Annotated in this window: 18 protein-coding genes; 7 read left to right on the top strand and 11 right to left on the bottom strand. The window is 35.9% G+C overall.

What is annotated here, in order from left to right; genetic code table 11:
- Positions 1 to 18: 18 nt before the first annotated feature.
- The 3 genes from uraH to puuE all read right to left on the bottom strand — a co-directional run bounded on the left by uraH (position 19) and on the right by puuE (position 1907).
- On the bottom strand, positions 19 to 342 hold the full coding sequence (uraH, locus tag AC2117_RS00645; protein ID WP_133971201.1) for a hydroxyisourate hydrolase: 324 nt from the start codon (positions 340 to 342) through the stop codon (positions 19 to 21).
- The gene (uraD, locus tag AC2117_RS00650) at positions 339 to 842 is read right to left on the bottom strand and encodes a 2-oxo-4-hydroxy-4-carboxy-5-ureidoimidazoline decarboxylase (protein WP_133976111.1); all 504 of its coding nucleotides are present in this window, start codon (positions 840 to 842) and stop codon (positions 339 to 341) included. The genes uraH and uraD overlap by 4 nt, the downstream gene beginning before the upstream one ends.
- Positions 843 to 941: 99 nt before the next feature.
- Entirely contained in the window at positions 942 to 1907 is a 966-nt protein-coding gene (puuE, locus tag AC2117_RS00655; RefSeq protein WP_197730961.1) for an allantoinase PuuE, read from the bottom strand.
- A gap of 251 nt (positions 1908 to 2158) precedes the next feature.
- Between puuE and AC2117_RS00660 the strand changes: the two genes are divergently transcribed.
- The 4 genes from AC2117_RS00660 (at position 2159) to dsbD (ending at position 5830) form a co-directional block, all read left to right on the top strand.
- Complete coding sequence (locus AC2117_RS00660; protein ID WP_197730962.1) at positions 2159 to 2509, top strand: HPF/RaiA family ribosome-associated protein; 351 nt, start codon at positions 2159 to 2161, stop codon at positions 2507 to 2509.
- A 153-nt stretch (positions 2510 to 2662) separates the two neighbouring features.
- Positions 2663 to 3208 carry an ankyrin repeat domain-containing protein gene (locus tag AC2117_RS00665; protein WP_133971207.1) on the top strand — a complete coding sequence of 182 codons (546 nt, stop codon included), beginning with the start codon at positions 2663 to 2665 and terminating at the stop codon, positions 3206 to 3208.
- A gap of 12 nt (positions 3209 to 3220) precedes the next feature.
- The gene (locus tag AC2117_RS00670; RefSeq protein ID WP_133971209.1) at positions 3221 to 3988 is read left to right on the top strand and encodes a transporter; all 768 of its coding nucleotides are present in this window, start codon (positions 3221 to 3223) and stop codon (positions 3986 to 3988) included.
- A gap of 15 nt (positions 3989 to 4003) precedes the next feature.
- Positions 4004 to 5830: a protein-disulfide reductase DsbD gene (gene dsbD, locus AC2117_RS00675; RefSeq protein ID WP_133971211.1), complete on the top strand. Its 1827-nt coding sequence runs from the start codon at positions 4004 to 4006 to the stop codon at positions 5828 to 5830.
- Here dsbD and AC2117_RS00680 read toward each other — a convergent pair.
- Together AC2117_RS00680 and AC2117_RS00685 are read right to left on the bottom strand one after the other, a co-directional pair.
- On the bottom strand, positions 5825 to 7018 hold the full coding sequence (locus AC2117_RS00680; protein WP_197730963.1) for a GGDEF domain-containing protein: 1194 nt from the start codon (positions 7016 to 7018) through the stop codon (positions 5825 to 5827). The genes dsbD and AC2117_RS00680 overlap by 6 nt on opposite strands.
- A 175-nt stretch (positions 7019 to 7193) precedes the next feature.
- Complete coding sequence (locus AC2117_RS00685) at positions 7194 to 8105, bottom strand: alpha/beta hydrolase (RefSeq protein WP_133971213.1); 912 nt, start codon at positions 8103 to 8105, stop codon at positions 7194 to 7196.
- Between the two features lie 151 nt (positions 8106 to 8256).
- Between AC2117_RS00685 and AC2117_RS00690 the strand changes: the two genes are divergently transcribed.
- The gene (locus AC2117_RS00690) at positions 8257 to 8694 is read left to right on the top strand and encodes a DUF2147 domain-containing protein (protein WP_003654111.1); all 438 of its coding nucleotides are present in this window, start codon (positions 8257 to 8259) and stop codon (positions 8692 to 8694) included.
- A 39-nt stretch (positions 8695 to 8733) separates the two neighbouring features.
- Here the strand turns inward: AC2117_RS00690 and AC2117_RS00695 are convergent, their stop codons facing one another.
- Complete coding sequence (locus AC2117_RS00695; protein ID WP_133971215.1) at positions 8734 to 9084, bottom strand: arsenate reductase; 351 nt, start codon at positions 9082 to 9084, stop codon at positions 8734 to 8736.
- A 454-nt stretch (positions 9085 to 9538) separates the two neighbouring features.
- A complete protein-coding gene (locus AC2117_RS00700) occupies positions 9539 to 10363 on the bottom strand; it encodes an exodeoxyribonuclease III (RefSeq protein ID WP_133971217.1) in 825 nt (274 codons plus the stop codon).
- Positions 10364 to 10401: 38 nt separating this feature from the next.
- On the opposite strand from AC2117_RS00700, the gene pyrE reads away from it, so the two are divergent.
- A complete protein-coding gene (gene pyrE, locus AC2117_RS00705; RefSeq protein ID WP_133971219.1) occupies positions 10402 to 11052 on the top strand; it encodes an orotate phosphoribosyltransferase in 651 nt (216 codons plus the stop codon).
- Between the two features lie 50 nt (positions 11053 to 11102).
- On the opposite strand, the gene AC2117_RS00710 is transcribed toward pyrE, so the two are convergent.
- Together AC2117_RS00710 and AC2117_RS00715 are read right to left on the bottom strand one after the other, a co-directional pair.
- Entirely contained in the window at positions 11103 to 13295 is a 2193-nt protein-coding gene (locus tag AC2117_RS00710; protein WP_227549217.1) for a TonB-dependent receptor, read from the bottom strand.
- 230 nt (positions 13296 to 13525) lie between these two features.
- Positions 13526 to 13738 carry a DUF1737 domain-containing protein gene (locus AC2117_RS00715; RefSeq protein WP_133971221.1) on the bottom strand — a complete coding sequence of 71 codons (213 nt, stop codon included), beginning with the start codon at positions 13736 to 13738 and terminating at the stop codon, positions 13526 to 13528.
- 814 nt (positions 13739 to 14552) lie between these two features.
- Between AC2117_RS00715 and hemG the strand changes: the two genes are divergently transcribed.
- On the top strand, positions 14553 to 15107 hold the full coding sequence (gene hemG / locus AC2117_RS00720) for a menaquinone-dependent protoporphyrinogen IX dehydrogenase (protein WP_133971223.1): 555 nt from the start codon (positions 14553 to 14555) through the stop codon (positions 15105 to 15107).
- A gap of 22 nt (positions 15108 to 15129) precedes the next feature.
- Here hemG and AC2117_RS00725 read toward each other — a convergent pair whose 3' ends face one another.
- Together AC2117_RS00725 and AC2117_RS00730 are read right to left on the bottom strand one after the other, a co-directional pair.
- Positions 15130 to 15999, bottom strand: coding sequence for a hypothetical protein (locus AC2117_RS00725; protein ID WP_133971225.1), 870 nt, complete (start codon positions 15997 to 15999; stop codon positions 15130 to 15132).
- 1 nt (position 16000) lies between these two features.
- Positions 16001 to 16816 carry a hypothetical protein gene (locus tag AC2117_RS00730; RefSeq protein ID WP_133971227.1) on the bottom strand — a complete coding sequence of 272 codons (816 nt, stop codon included), beginning with the start codon at positions 16814 to 16816 and terminating at the stop codon, positions 16001 to 16003.
- Positions 16817 to 17409: the final 593 nt, after the last annotated feature.

Genomic DNA, 17409 nt, shown 5'->3' on the forward strand with positions numbered 1-17409 from the left:
CCTATCTATATTCTGTTTTTAACTGCCGCGATAAGTGGAGTAAGCAAACGGGCTGATCAGTAAGGGAATGTGGTAATGCTGATTAATGTCTTCTATAAAAAATTGAATACAAACACGCGGGAAAAAAGTTTTGACTTGTTGCGATGAAAAATAAGGCGCAATTTCAAATTCAAGTTGATACGCCCCTTTAGTCAAGTCTTTTAGTTCAAAATCACTCACTCGACCATCTGGGTTGGTGGTTGCTGTCGCAATCAGCTCATGGGTTTCTGCATGAAATAACTTCACTTCTACGTGTGCAGCTGGTTTGCCTAAATTCGTATCTAAAATATGAGTGCTGATCATGCTTGTATTTCCTGAGAAAGACGTAAGAGGGCAATCGCTGCGAGTTGCTCATGTACAATTATTTTTTCTGTGGCTAAATCATTTTGAAGACGGTCATGTAGATTTTTTAAAATCTCTTCGCTACTTAAGCCTGCTGCTTTAATTAAAAAAATGAAGCCAAATTTTTGTTCATAATCGAGATTGCCTTGCGGTAGGGCTTGCTGCGTTTTCTCATCTAGAGAAATGCCGGCCTGTTCTTGATTTGAAAAATGTTGCTCTTTTGCATTGAGCTGATTTTTTGCCTGCCGTTCACCAATTTTGGGGTGGGTTGCTAAAGCCGCTTCTATCTCTTGCCAAGTCCACATTTGACTTAAATTTTCTGCATATTCCAGAAGAGATGCTTTTGATAAATAGGGACGTTCTGAGATGATTTTTTCGGCCCATGCGGGAATGTGGACACAGTTTTTTAACAAAGTCTTGAGTTGTGCGGGTGGGGCTTGATTAAACTCGGCTAAAAACACTGTTATTCCTAAACTCATTGTCGTGATATAGAGTTTTAGCAATAACAGTGCCAATAGTGGTTTGTGATTCACTTATGAATTTTGAAAATTAAAAATCAATTATTCAGTTATGTGATTTTTATACCAATGTTCAGCAATATCCTGACGTCGACATATCCAGATACGATCATGCATTTGAATATAATCGAGGAATCTTTGTAATGCTTTAAAACGGCCGGGCCGCCCTAAAATGCGGCAATGCATTCCAATTGACATCATTTTTGGTGCAGTTTCACCTTCTGCGTACAGCACATCAAAGCTATCTTTTAAATATTGGAAAAACTGCTCCGAGTGATTAAAACCTCCCGGTGAACAGAACTTCATGTCGTTACATTCCAAGGTGTAAGGAATAATTAAATGTGGGCGGGATGCACCAGAAACATCGGTCAGAGTCACCCAAAAAGGCAGGTCATCACCATAATAATCAGAGTCATATTGTATTTGTGGGAACTCTGCAAGTAACTGACGAGTATTGGGGCTGTCACGTCCGGTGTACCACCCTATCACTTTATTTCCAAACAAGTTTTCTAAAACAGATAAAGCTTGTTCCATATGCTGTTTTTCTAGTTCGATATCAGTATCTTGATAGTGAAGCCAGCGGTAGCCATGAGACACTACATCATAATCAGCTTGCTTAATGGCTTCTACAATATACGGGTTGCGGGCAAGCGCCATTGCAACTCCAAAAATGGTCATTGGAAGCTTACGTTTTTGGAATTCAGCATGAATGCGCCAAAATCCAGCACGTGAACCATATTCGTACATTGAGTCCATCGACATGTGTTTAGCTGGGTAGCTTGCAGCACCAATAATTTCAGAGAGAAATTGCTCAGAACCTGCGTCGCCGTGCTCAATATGTTTTTCGCCACCTTCTTCATAATTAAGAACAAACTGGATGGCAATTTTGGCGTGATTAGGCCACTGAACCTGTGGTGGTTTTCCGTGATAACCGATTAAATCACGTGAATAAGGAGATTTTTGAATTTGCTCAATAAGCTCGGCTCCAGATAGATAAGATTCAAGCACGATTGTTCTCCTTTTGTTCGAATTTTCATAAAAATTTAAAAAATCAGCTTGCATATTTTTATAGATGGACTGATATTGAAGATAGAAGATCTTCTAAAACACTCCAAAACAATACGGTCAAGTGAGGAGATAAAAAACCATTACACCGTCAAACTGTACAATTGAACTCGATTTATGCATGCTTAAAACATGCCAAGATAAAAAAGTTTTGCATAGAAAAGATCCACAGTAAGAAAGAGAGGATGGTATTTATGAATATTGAAATCCGCACAGATAAAAACATCCATAATAGTGAACGTTTAATTACTTATGTACGTGCAGAACTTACTCAAGAATTCCAACGTCATAGCGAACGTATTACACATTTCTCGGTTCATTTTAGTGATGAAAATGGGGATAAAAGTGGCGACAAAGACATCCAATGTATGATCGAAGCACGTCCTTCAGGTTTGAAACCAGTTGCAGTGCACCATAAAGCAGGCAATATTGATGCTTCAATTCATGGCGCGATTGAAAAATTAAAACGTAGCCTCGAACATACTTTTGAGAAAAAAGAACACCCGAGAGGTGGGCAACCAGAATTCATTGATGATGAAGTTTAATTGAAAATGCTAAAAAGCCCTTCGGGGCTTTTTTTATATTTGATGAAAATAAAACTATTCACAACATTAGGTTTGCAATGCTATGCAATCAACCTCTAAAATCTGGAGAAGAGATTAGGCATAATAGCCCTAATATATTTTTGAGAGATGGTCATGTTAACCACCCAGCAGCAAGCTTTAATTAAAGCCATAGAAGAATTAGAACTCGCGCAAGTGCAGAAATTACTTGCTGACGGACTTGATCCGAACTTTATTGATCCGGAACAAGGACCACCTGTATCAATTATCTGTGACGGAATTTTTAAATGGTGGGAAAATGTATCAGAAGCTTATGAAGCAGGTACACCATTATCAAAAGAAGAAAAGCAACAAGCATTGCAAGTTTACCTCGATATTCTCGAAGCTTTGATTCAGGCCAAAGCCAATGTATATCTTTGGGATGCAGAAGAGTTCTATGGTCCGTTATGGGATGCTGCAAGCTCAGCATGTGCGCCAGCCGTTCAACGTTTACTTGATGAAAAAGTAGATCCAAACACACGTGATGAAGAAGGACTTACTATTTTATCTTCGATCAGTCAGTTATTTTTTGATTGTGATTTTGATGAAATAGATTGGGCAGAATCGCTTGAAGAAGAGCGTGAAACATTAGAGTTATTGCGCCGTCATGGGGCTAAAATGACAAAAGAATTAACTACTTGATTGGATATTAAAATGAAAATAGTACAAGTCTTAACTTTTGCTTTATCTACTGTTGCTGCTGGAAGTACTTTTGCAGCTGAGTTCTCGTTTGACCGCCCAGGGGCAGGAATGGGGACGGGTATTACCCCCGTAGGTAATTTGGTTTGGGAGCAAGGTTTACCAAGCGTAACCTATACTGAAGCAACTGTTGATGGTGTTAAAGAAAAGGCCGTAACCTTAAATCAGGATATGTTGTTCCGTACAGGTTTGGCCCGTGACTTAGAATTACAGTTAGGATGGCAGGGTCCGGCATGGACTCAGACTAAACGTGCTGGCAAAAAAAATGATACTTCGGGCTTTGGTGACGTAAGCATCGGTTTAAAAAAAGCGATTGATTTAAAAGATGACAGACTGTCTATGGCAGTGTTGGCTGAGGCGATCATTGCAACCGGAAATGATGAATTTACGGCACATGACGACATTTATAGTCTTACCTCTGCGGTAGCTTACCAATATAGTGATTTAGTAGGTACTTCAATTACCATGCGCTATGAAGTGCAAAATAGTGATTGGGCAGTGACAGCTGTACCAACTATTGACTATAAAATTGCAGGTAAGCTCTCAGGTTATTCAGAGTTCATTTACCGTAAAGCTGAAAGCCAAGACTATGAATATGGTCTAGGTACAGGTCTGGTTTATGCGGTAAATAATCGTACTCAGCTTGATGCAAGTGTAGGGGTAGATTTAAACGGGCAAGATAAGAGTTATAACGGTGGCTTAGGCGTATCGTTCTTGTTTTAAAGAACGATTGATTAGATGTTAATGAAAAAGTTTATTCAGCAAGGAATCATTTATTTTCTGGCAATTGTTTCGCTTGTACTTAGCCAATTTATCTTTGCGCAGGACAAGTTATTGTCGCCTGAACAAGCTTTTTCATTTTCGGTTGAATCTTCTGAGTCGCATACTGCGAATTTATCTTGGCAGATTCAGCCAAATTACTATCTATATCAGCATAAATTTACCGTACAACAAGGTACTCAACCTTTAGCTTTAAAGTTACCTAAAGCTGTTGCTCAATATGATGAAAATTATGGGCAAAGTCAGGTTTACTATCATCAAGTTAATTTCCAAATTAAGACGAAACCTTCTGAACACTATAGTGTGACTTGGCAGGGCTGTGCCAAAGATCGGATTTGTTACCCACCACAAACCATTGAGTTTCAAACTGATGCAGATGGTTTAGTTGGTGTACAAAACCAAGCTGGAACAGCACCAAAACGTTTGCTGGATTTGGCAAATTCCCAACCAGAAGCTTCTTCAGATTCAAAAGTTTTAGAAAAAGAGCAGAGTACAGAGCCAGTAATAGATCCATCCACGCCAGAAATTGCGCAAGATCAGATCTGGTCAGCGAAGTTAATTGAACACTCACTTTGGTATGGGATTTTATTATTTTTAGGTTTAGGCATGCTGCTCGCATTTACGCCATGTTCTTTACCGATGCTTCCTATTTTAACTTCGTTAATTATTCGAGAGCATAAAGGCTTAAAAGCTTGGGCTATTGCACTTACTTTTGTCTGTAGCATGGCATTGGTTTATGCAGGTTTAGGTTTAATTGCTTCTTCAGCAGGCTTGAATTTCCAACGCTGGCTACAACAGCCTGCTACTTTAATTGCTTTTAGTTTGTTGTTTATCGTATTTGCACTCAACCTATTTGGTTTGTTTGAACTTCATTTGCCACAAACATGGTTAAATCGACTTGACCGCATTCAGTCAATGCAACAAGGTGGCACTTTAGTGGGTGCTGGAGTTATGGGTGTAGTTTCTGCACTCTTGGTGGGTCCTTGTATGACCGCACCTCTCGCTGGAACTTTATTATTTATTTCTCAAACACAAAATCAATGGCAAGGTGCTTTGCTTTTATTCTGCCTAGGTTTTGGAATGGGAATTCCGTTGTTACTGGCAAGTATTTTAGGTGCAAAATTCTTACCTAAAGCGGGCGATTGGATGCATCAGATTAAAGTAATTTTTGCTTTTCTGATGTTGGGCTTAAGCCTCTACTTTATTCGTCCTTTATTGCCAGATTGGGGCATGCAAGTAATTAGTCTCGTATTAGGACTCGCTTTTATTGTCTATTCACTTTATCAGCTTTTCTGGAAAAAGGGACAGCTACAATGGCTCTACGCGATCTTATTGTTAGTCGTTACACCTTTTGTAGCCTATAACCAATATCAGCATATTCATAATCGAAATTTGCAAAGTTCTGATCACATGGTCGAGTGGCATGTTGCGGCTAGCGCGGCAGACTTCCAAAAGATTTTAGCAGCAGCGCCTGCTGATCGGGCCATTGTGATTGATGTCTATGCAGACTGGTGTGTTGCCTGCCAACCGATTGAGCACCGTATTTTAAAAGCACCCGAGGTTCAATCTGCTCTTACGCCATATTATTTAATTAAGCTTGATTTGAGCCATTATGATCAGTCGCATGAAGCGCTACTGAAACAATGGAATATTTTAGGGCCACCAACGTATCTATTTTTAAACCCAGAGCAAAAAGAAATTCGTGCTTTGCGTTTAACTGGTGCCTTTAGTCAGCAAGAGCTTTTGCAGCAACTCGCGAACTTGGCGAAACTAAAAGAATCATAAGGTATTAATAGCTTCGATCTGATGAAATGTGCGCACCTGATTACGTCCCGAAGCTTTTACCGCGTAGAGGGCTTGGTCTGCCTGTCGGATAACAAGATAAGGGTCTTGTGCAAAAGCTGAACTACTTATTCCAAAACTTGCACTAATATGAATGGGATTATTTTGAGCACTAAAAACTGGTAGTTCTTCTAAAGCGTGACGGCAACGCTCAGCAATTTTTTCTGCTTGAATAATATCAGTATGGGGCAATAGTAAAATAAATTCTTCTCCACCAAACCTGCCAATAATATCTTCATTACGCAAGTTTTTTGACAGACATTGAGCGATTTCAATTAAAACCTGATCGCCTTGATGATGCCCATAAATATCATTAATTTTTTTAAAATGATCGATATCCAGAAGTACCACCGCATAATCAAATTGCTGTTGGTGTAGCGATTCTAAATGCGTGTTTAAACTACGTCTGTTTAATACATTGGTTAATGGGTCAAGTTGACTTAAACGTTGAATATAAGTTTCGCGCTGGCGCCATTGGGTCAATAATATTTCAAATAAAACAAAACAGGCCAATAAAATCGGCATAATAAAAAATGCCATACTTCCCAGCCAAAAAGGATTGGTTTGAGCACGTTGCATAGCAATAAGATTAAATAACGGCGCATAAGATAAAGTGCCTCTCATACTTAAATACGTACATACCGTTAAAATAATCGTTGCAGGTACGAGAGCGCTATAAACAATTTTTCGGTCAAATAACACGAGTCCTACACCAATGGTACCGACATAACCGACCATAGTGGCGGGACTAATACTTCCAATTAAATATCCATCGTGGCATAGCATGAGTGCAAAAAACTGCACACTAATGAAAGGAATAATTCTTTGAGCCCATTCATAATTTTTATAGCAATAGCAGGAAATAATCAGTAAAACTAATAAAAATAAGGTGAATAGATTGAGCCGGATTTGCGACTCAACTAAAGGTAAATTTGCCCATTGCCAGATATCTGGAGTAATTAAAATATAAGCTTTCCACAAGATCCAACTAAAATTCATTGCACAAGCAAGTGTGAGCATGAGTGCGCTTTTTTGTAATGGTGTCCAGTTGATGATGTGATTATGGTGGATGAAATCGATTATCACCTGTTTTATTCTATGTATTGGACGAGTGATTAAACGACTTTTCATAATAAGTAAGGGCTCCTAAATATAGATGCCTCTTTGTTGGACCATCCTAAAATTGGATTGTTTAAATAATTTATATTTTAAACATAACATGATTTTCAATTTATACATGATGACTTTTTTATAAAGATAATGATGTGAAAAGTTTGCGGGACTATTCACATCATTTATAGATAAATTAATTTTTATCGAGCTCATGGGCAAATTCAGCAATATCTGCCAATGCTTGTTTAGCCTCATCAAACCATGCATTGAACATCTGGAAGTTATGCCACATACCTGTATAAAGTTTGAATTGAACTTTAACACCTGCATCTTCGGCTTTTTCTCTAAAGCGCTTGGCATCATCTAATAATATTTCTTTAGAACCTACTTGAATCAAAGTCGGCGGTAGGCCATGCAAGTCATCGAAAATAGGTGAAACACGTGGGTCGTCAGCTGCAATTTGATTACCAATATAATGTTGGATCCCTGTTTGCAGGGCTTCAAGCGAAAGCAGGGCATCATGTTTCTGGTTATATCTAAGAGACTCGCTGGTTAGCGTTAAATCCAGAAATGGAGATAATAAAATCAGACCACTTGGCATGATTTCAGGTTGTTCTTTTAAGCGTAAGCAAAGCGCCAGTGCTAAATTTGCTCCGCATGAATCACCCGATAAAATAATATCTTTTGGCTGAACGCCTTGTACTACTAAAGATTGATAGATGTCATATAGAGCTTCAGTTGCCTCAGGGTACGGGTGTTCAGGCGCAAGCGGATAATCTACATGAATAACCTGCATTTGGGTGCGAGCGGCCAAATCTGTCATAAAAGCATGGTGTGTTTTGACACTACCAAGAAAAAAAGCACCGCCGTGAATGTGAAAAATCAGCTGAGTAGCATGATCTTGTGGTTTGATTTCTTCACCTTTAATGCCTGCTAGCCGAATTGGGCGAACAGAGACATTTTTTTGTCGTGGAAAAGCACGACACATTTGGTCTAAAACAGGACGTAAGGCAGTAGGCGGTAAATTTAGCTGACTTGGCTTGCGAATTGTTGTTTTAAGAAAAGTTTCTGTAAAGTAATATTTCCAAACATTTGATATATTCATAGAGCATCCATTTTTATGCTAGTTTCTTGTTTTCTTGTAAATTTTATTTTGCAAGATTACAAGGTTACACGAAACAGTCACATTCAAAAATTGCAATATCTTTGCGACTTCTGAATACTAAAATCTTGAAAGACCCAAGGATATTACAAAAATGAAAAAGATTGCTTTAGCTTTAGGACTCATTGGTATGGCTGCATTTGCCAATGCGGCTGATACACTCAATGGAACGGTATGGAAAACAATTGATGATCAGACCAATAAGCCAAAAGCCGTAGTTAAATTTACGGAACAGAAGGATGGAACCTTAACTGCTACTATTCAAAACATTTTGACACCAGGCGAAGAAAACGCTTGTACAAAATGTGAAGGTCCGTACAAAAATAAACCGCTAAAAGGCGTCACCATTGTACATAATTTAAAAAATGTAGGTGGCAACAGTTATGAAAACGGTACGATTTTAGATCCTAAATCTGGCAAAACTTACAAATTAAAAGGTGAGTTAACAGACGGCGGTAAGAAGCTTAAATTGCGTGGCTATATTGGCGTTTCTGCCCTTGGTCGTAACCAAACGTGGATTCGCGCTAACTAAAAGTTTTAATAAAAAAAACGAGCCAAATGGCTCGTTTTTTTATGCTTGGATATTTTGATAGGTTGTTTCATCAAAACCGACGATAAAACCTTGGGAGGTTTGTAAAACGGGTCTTTTAATTAAACTTGGTTGAGCAATAAGTGCTTCAATAAGATGGTCTTCACTGCTTAACGCACGCGTTTGTTCTTCTTCTGATAACTTGCGCCAAGTGGTTCCTTTTTTGTTTAAAACCGTATCTTGCCCAATTTCTTTTAACCAGATTTTTAGAGTATCTGCATCAATACCTTGTTTTTTATAATCATGAAAATCATAGTTAAGCCCTTTGGCTTGTAAAGCATCAAATGCTTTTTTCATTGAGTTGCAGTTTTTGATTCCATAAATTTTTAACATTTTATCGGACCATGTCAAAAAGAGAGAGCCCACAGCCTAACCCAAAAAGCATTTGAGCACTACTTTATACAGATACTTTTAAAACAAATGAAAAATTATGATTAATCGAAAGAGAAATGTCATGTTATTGTCATAAGACAAAGCGATAATGGGTTTAATAAGAAGAAGTTAAAACTAAAAAAACTTAGCGCAAAAAATAAGAGATTGAAAAGAGAAAACCCGCATTTAATCATCCTGATCATGCGGGTCTCATTTCAACGTCCAATGTCACATCCTTGCAAATAAACTTATCATAAGTTTATTTTATCTTCCTACGGCGTCCTATCCTTTTGCGTCATCCTGACTGCTTCCCTGTGCCGTGCAGCTATAATGCCGTTAAAGCTGTGTAAGAAAAATACTCAAAAACGACAGATGCTGTAAGCGAAAACGACAAGGTAAGTGAACGAGTGTTCACTTAATCTTGAATTTTATAGTCAATAATGACTGGTGCATGGTCGCTAAGCCATTGATCTTTATAGACCCATGCGTTAACTGTACGTGCTTGCCAGTCTGGTGAGCAGGCTTGGTAGTCAATACGCCACCCAACATTTTTTGCACGAGCTTGACCGCGATTTGACCACCATGAATAAAGTTCGGCTTCTGCTCGAACTACACGGAATGTGTCAACATAACCAAGTTCATCATAAATATGATCAAGCCATGCGCGTTCATGCGGCAAACAGCCAGATGATTTTTGGTTACCCGACCAATTTTTAATATCAATCCGTTTATGAACAATGTTGTAGTCACCACAAATGATGACTGACTTATTTTCATCACGCCATTGTTTTAAGATTTTCGCGTATTCACCTAAAAATAAATCTTTACGGGCTTGCGCTTCTTCACCACTTGAGCCTGAAGGTAAGTATAATGACGCAATATGTACCGGATGTGACAAACCTAGATCAAATTCAGCAGAAATAAAGCGACCTTGACTGTCAGCCAGTTCAAACCCTAAACCGTCTTTAACAGAGACAAAGGGTAAACGACTATATATGGCAGTCCCTGCGTAACCTGCACGCTCTGCTGGAAAGAGATGGGTATGCCATCCTTCGGGTCTAAATTTTTCAGTCCATTGTTCATGGGTAATGCGGCTTTCCTGCATGCATACGACATCGGCATCTGATTGTTCTAACCATTCAAGTAAGCCTTTCGTCACCGAAGAACGCAAGCCATTTACGTTAATGGAAACGACTCGAAGAATTTTTACATCACTTGGATACTGATCCTTTGGTATCATGCGAAAATTTAACCTCAATTGTGAATTTGGAGCACCTCATGACAACGCCTGTGTCATTTAACCCGCAAGCATTTATCGAACTCGCATTATCACGCGGTGTGCTTAAATTTGGTGAGTTTACTTTAAAATCTGGACGTGTGAGTCCTTATTTTTTTAATGCAGGCCTACTTAATGATGGTGAAGCTTTATCTCTTTTAGCACAAGGCTATGCCGATAAATTAACACAATGTGAAAATGTTGATGTTATTTTTGGGCCAGCTTACAAAGGGATTCCGTTTGTAGCGGCAACTGCTGTTGCCTTGTCGCAAGTACATAACAAAAGTGTGCCATGGGGTTTTAATCGTAAAGAAGCTAAAGATCATGGTGAGGGCGGCGTTTTAGTTGGTGCTGCGGTTGAAGGTAAAAAAGTCTGGATTATTGATGACGTCATTACCGCAGGTACAGCCATTCGTGAAGTCGTAACGATTTTGAAAAATGCAGGCGCGACTATTGCAGGTGTATTGGTAGCATTAGATCGTCAGGAATGTGGGCAAGGTGAACTTTCTGCAATTCAAGAAGTTCAAAAAGAGTTAGAAATTCCTGTGCATGCACTGATTACTATGAAAGATTTAATGGATTATTTAGAAGAGAAAGGCGAAAAAGAAGCGCTAGCAAATATGCAAGCTTATCGTGAGAAATACGGTATCTAAAAATAAAAGGGCATACCTCTAAATAGGGGTATGCCAGTTTAATATTTTATTTAAAATTGATAATTAAAACGAACTAAAATATTACGTGGTGTGCCTGGCATGCTGTCTGAACGCCAGTATTCTTTATTGGTTAGGTTGTTCACTGCAAGTGTGACATTCCAAGGGTCAGCACTATAACCAATTGCTGCGTCGACACGATTGAAGCCTTCCATTTTTACTGCATTATTAATGTTCGGATAATAAGACCCCACATAGGTTACACCCATTTCGGTATACCACTGTTCGGTTGGTAAATAACGAACAAATAAATTACCTGTGTTTTTAGATGTGTTGGCTAAATAGTTACCTTCTTGCTCAGGCTTTTGTTTGTCTTCTTTTACTTTGGCATCGGTGTAACCATAACCACCGCGGACAAAGATATTATCTATTACGCGACCAATAAAGCTAAATTCAACACCACGTGATTGATGCTGACCAGCAGTTGCCCACACCTCTGGTTCACTGTCAGGATTCGGTTTATAGCGAATATTATTTTTACGAATATCAAAGACAGAAAATTGAGTATTTAAACGACTATCTAACCATTCACTTTTTACCCCAACTTCATATTGCTCGTTATATTGAGGCTCTTTATCCATTTTTGTGACATCGGTGCTGCCTGTAACTTGGTTAACACCCATTTGTCCGCCAAATGGTGCAAAACTCTTAGAGTAAGACGTGTAAAAACTATGTTCAGGAAGCGGTTGCCATACCAAACCAACATTTGGGCTAACAGTACTGTCTTTTACATTGCGATGTGCATTAGTGAGTTTGTTAGTGGTTGAAAAGTCAAAGTAATCATAACGTAAGCCTAACATGAGTTTAAGTTGGTCGTTTAGACCAATTAAATCCTGAATAAATATGCCGTAAGTTGTGCCTTCATTATAGTTATGCTGACTAATCTTTAATGGGCCATTGCCACGACTTGATTCTCTTTCACCTGTGAATGGATTGACGTAACCATAAATGGCTGAACCATTTTGAGTCTTATTAGCTAGACGTGGTTCTCGTTGTTCATAGGTCCAGTCTGTACCCATCATGATTTGATGTTCAAGCTGGCCGGTTTTGAACTTGCCTTTAATATCAAAGGTATTGGTGGTGGTTTTATTGCTGGTTTGCTGCCAGTAGTAATTCTGATTGATATAACCTTTTTTGGTGTTGCATTCTTTGCCTTTCAGGTCATTTCCATCGAGGCCACAATAAGTTCCAAAGTAAAAATGATCAAAGTTCTGTTCTGCTTGTCGGTAACTTGCTGCCCAGTGAAAGTTCCAATCAGGCGCATATTGATAATTCACATCGGTGCGGACCACTTGCAAAATATCATCAACATAATCGCCGTCTTGGGCAAATCCTGTTTTGATCGAAGTTCCCGCAGGTAGAGTGTCACGTGATGGTCCGCGATCAGGTACACGACCTAATTTGTCATAGGTATATTGTGTGGTCCAAGTGAGTGTTCCATCGTCATTTTTATAAGTAAAACTTGGTGAAAACATCTCAATTTTATTTTCAATACCAGAGTGGAAACTGTCGGACTCTCCATATTCTCCGGTAAGACGTACTGCTAAATTGTCATTAATGACTTGGTTGATGTCAGCAGTTGTTCCATAGTTGTCGTATGAACCTGCATAAGCGCCAACTGAACTTTTAGAGTCGAAATTGGCGAATTTACTCACCATATTCACAACCCCGCCACCAGCACTACGACCATATAAAACAGAAGCTGGGCCTTTTAAAATTTCTATACGTTCGATATTTGCTGTACTACGACGTACTTGTCCGCTTTCACGTATACCATCGCGGTAAATATCGCCTGCGTCCGCTCCAAAACCACGAATGGTAATGCCATCACCGCGCATATCGTAATTGGTAGATACGCCAGGGGTACCTTGTAACATAACGCTTAGATCATTTGATCCATAAACTTTGTACTTCTGAACATCAATGGTATCAATGGTTTGAGGAATATCTTTTTTATCTAAACCATTACGTGTGACATTGGCTTTGTCATAATCGATATAGCTTTTGATTGGGTCGAGTTCACTCATGGCCTCAATTTTTATGGTAGGCATGGTCGCTGCAACTTTCGAGGATGAGTTACTAGAGTCTTCAGCGTATACACCTTGGATATTCAAGATCATTAAACTGAGTAAGCTGAGCGGGAAAAGACGCTTAATTGGGGGAGATGATATAGAAATTCTTAACATAAAGATAAAGTCAGTTAACAAAAATAAAAGTATAAATGATAATTATAATCATTTAATTGTTTAGAATAAAAGAACTATTACCTTAAAAAATGACATATTTAATTTTTAGTAACTGATTTTTAGTAGTGTAATGAGTAAATTAAAAGAACTGGTAGAATCAACTTATTAGTTTTTCTTGTTAATTGAGTCTAAAAAGGGTGCTTTTTATAGAGAAAAGCACCCCCTTAGAGTTAAGCATTATTTTTGAGAATATCTAAAATATCCATTTCTGGATCATAATTCTCATCAATCGTTTTACAAATTGCTTGTCCAACAATCACATGTGTGCCATTAAAGGTCATGCTGGGTGCTTCATATAATTCCCAGCCGTGATTCAATGCTTTAGTTACTCGTGTACAAAAAGCAGAGTCATCTGGTCCGGTTAAATAGCGATAAAGTTTCATCATCAAGCCTAAAAATTAATATTTTATGGTCATAGTTTAACTGAATTTACCTTAGTGTAATCGCGAATAAGGAATTGAATTAAAAAATATAAGCGCTGGAGTCATCAGTAGAGTTACCACACCAAATTGACATCTTTTAAGAATGAAAATAGTTCAACTGAGTGTTTCACAAATTAGCTTTATTGCTATCTTATAAAAGTGTTTCGAATTTAATAATTTCAAAACATTTTTCTCACAGTTAAAATAATAACAAATTCGTTTATTTAAAAGTTTACCTTGTAAATCAATAGCCCATATTGTATTCCTTGATAAAAGCCATTGAGATAGTTTTATGGTTCTAAATTATACATTTCCTATATTAGAGTGATTGAACAATGAGTCAAATTTTTATAAACAAAGTATTAATGGATAGTTGTTGTATCAGTCAAGATTTAAAAAGAAAACTGAAAGAGCATGGATTCTGTTGAATTTTTTGATCAGATGAATATTACTTAAAACAACCTGATGAAATAGAGAATTTATGTAAATATCAATTAGTACATCAAAATAATCCTATGATTTGAATTATGGATCCTTAGGTGAAAAAGTATTTGGGTTAATTGTGAATAGTAATTTATTTTTATTCGATCCAAATTTATTTTTGATCTTACAAAAATAAATCGCTAATAGAAAATCGTATATATGATATAGATATTTGTAGCTTTTCATATGTCTAAAAATGGTTTTAGTTGTAAATGTTATTGGATTAATTTTAAGATATTATATAGAATTAATCAATTTTAATTTATTAATATATTGAAGGATTTTATTGTAAATGAAAAATATTCTTATATTGTTTTCAACTACAGATGGTCAAACATTAAAAATAAGCAACTATATAAAAGATATATTGCTTGGTTATGGTTTTAAAATTTCTGTTTTTTCTATAGATGATTACTCTAAAATAGATATTAAATATGATTTCATTCTTATAGGTGCTAGTATTCGTTATGGAAAATATAGTCAATCTCTTTATAAATTTATTGAAAATAACTTGCAAGAGTTAGAATCAATAAATAATGGTTTCTTTTCAGTCAGTGCAACAGCTAGAAAAAAAGGTAGAGATATACCAGAATTAGATAATTATTTTAAAAAATTTAAAGAAAAGACAAATTGGAAACCTGATATTGTTGGTGTTTTTTCAGGAGCTATTAATTATCCTAAATATAATATTATTGATAGATACATGATAAAATTTATAATGTATCTAACCAATGGACCTACAAATTTATCTAAGACATTTGAGTTTACAGATTGGAATAAAGTTTCCTTATTCGCTATCAAAATAGTTGATATTTTTAAATATCAAAATAATTTTGATAGTCAGTAAATTCATTTGACTACTAAAGATATTATTTTAGAGCTTCGTACGCTGCATTAGAAAGTATGGTATCAGAACTTAGCTTTGCCTTTTCCCAAATTTCATTACGTAAAGTCGGGTTAAATTTAGTTAGTTCCTTCATTATTTCAATACGTGTTCTTCTACAACTATGGGAATCTTTTAATTTCCAAAAACTGTCTAAGCATTTAGAACCGAGTAAATCAGCTATAAGATGTACAGTTTGGGCTCTTTTGAATGTATCGTTTTCCAAAGGTCTTATGATTTTCTTATTGGTTAAATCAAAAGCATATTGGTCATTAAATCGCTGTTGACCTTGTTTTCGCACAATCAAATTTAGGCTAATAGAAAAATCATCTGGAGAACGTTGTTGATGTATTTCTTTACCTGCACGGAAGAGATAGGTTTGGCCTAGTTTTAATTGATTGAAAGAGATCTTTTTCATTTCAATACTTTCTCCAGTTTTACCTATAACTGAATCATAATCATATTCATAAGTTTCCGTATAGTAACCTGAGCCATAATGACCAACTGTTAAGAAACTGAAATCATGATCATGTGCTATAGAATAAATTAGTAGACCTCGATCAACATCTACATTTACAAATTTTCTTTCTTTATCTGAAATCCAGCAAACTGCCCTTATTACAAAATCTTCATCTTTATAAAGAACATAACCACTAGCTTGATAAGGATTATTTTCTTGAAAAGGTTTATTTGAGTACCTTAATTCTTCACATACAGCTTTAGGTAATAAGTCTTTATCGTTACTTAATTTTATCAACATTGGAGCAGCAGAGTTAATAGAATTTAGATCATCTAAGTCTATGTTTTTTTTAATATAATCAATAAATTCATCTAAAGAGATTTTATCTTTATTCATTTTATTTATTCCTATTTTGGATTAAAAATAAACTTTGATTAATAGCATTAATAACATGAGGATGTTGTTCTTCTGCTAAAACTCTTGAAAGGAATATTTCTGCTTGATCAGGGTTTACTTTACAGAAAGTTCTTGTAGCTTCCCATCTAATAAAGTAATCACTATGATTAAAAGCTAAATGTTCTGCTACATCTGAACAAGCTTTATAATTCATATGTCCCATAGTAAACAACATAAGTTCTAAACGTGATGATGCAAGACTATTTGATACTATATGGCTAAATTTTCCAGTATTTATAGAATAAACTTCTCTTATTGATTCATTAGTCACATTTGTATTATCAGTTAAATATAAAAGATAAGTTGAGACGGTAGAATTATTTTCTATGACCACCAGTTCATGATCTATTAAAGTGGATTGTCCACTAGATATGATTTCTTTTGAAATTTCGATTATTTCTTTTTTATCATTTTTTTTTGAAAATATTTGTATTTTAGCACTACCGATCAATACGCCAATAGCTTGTTTACTGCCGTTAGGGGATATGAAATTCCTCGGTGGAATATTTGCAGGTAAAATTTCTAATTCTAAATGAATTGATTGTGTTTGAAGTAATGTTGTGCGAGATGATATTGCTGGGTTAAATGAAGGAACAAAATCGTGTTTTCTTTCTAATAATTCTAATAAATACTCACCTATGGTTTGATAAACTTTGGGTGATAAATATGTGTTAAATTTATCTAGATTAATAGAATTTTTACTAAAAACAGATTCTATGTGATTAAAAACTTTATTAAAATTAAACTGTTTATTCATTTTAAACTTATTTGATAATATTAATTTTTAAATTGGAAAGAATTTATAATAAGTAATTAGGGGTGATGGAATTAAAAACTCTAATCACCCCTAATTCTTTATCTAACTAAAAATTAGATAAACCACCATATCAGTGCTAACTGACCATTTCCATCACACACATTTTGTTCTAGGTTTACTAAACAATCATCAATACGCATTTTAAAATCCTCTGTAATATAGGGTTGAGACCACAATATATATTAAAGAATTTGAAATAGTAAATATTAAAATTAATTTTTTTATATTTTTTTATTAAAATAATAAGATTAATTTAAGAGTAAGTTGTTTTATTTAATTTATTCTAAACACCTTTTAAATTAATTTTAATAATGCTATGAGATAGTGGTTTTTATATAAATAATAAGTTTAATTAATAAAAGTATATTTTTATTAATTATTTTATATAAAATGAAAAGCCATTATGTATTTTTAAATTTAGCTTAATAGATAATGTATTTTTAAATTATCTGAATCGTGGATAAGAATTTGACTTGAAAATATAGTGGTTAGAGTCATCAGTAGAGTTGTCATACCAAACTATCACTTTTTAA

The sequence above is a fragment of the Acinetobacter calcoaceticus genome (assembly GCF_900520355.1).
Lineage (GTDB): Bacteria > Pseudomonadota > Gammaproteobacteria > Pseudomonadales > Moraxellaceae > Acinetobacter > Acinetobacter calcoaceticus_C.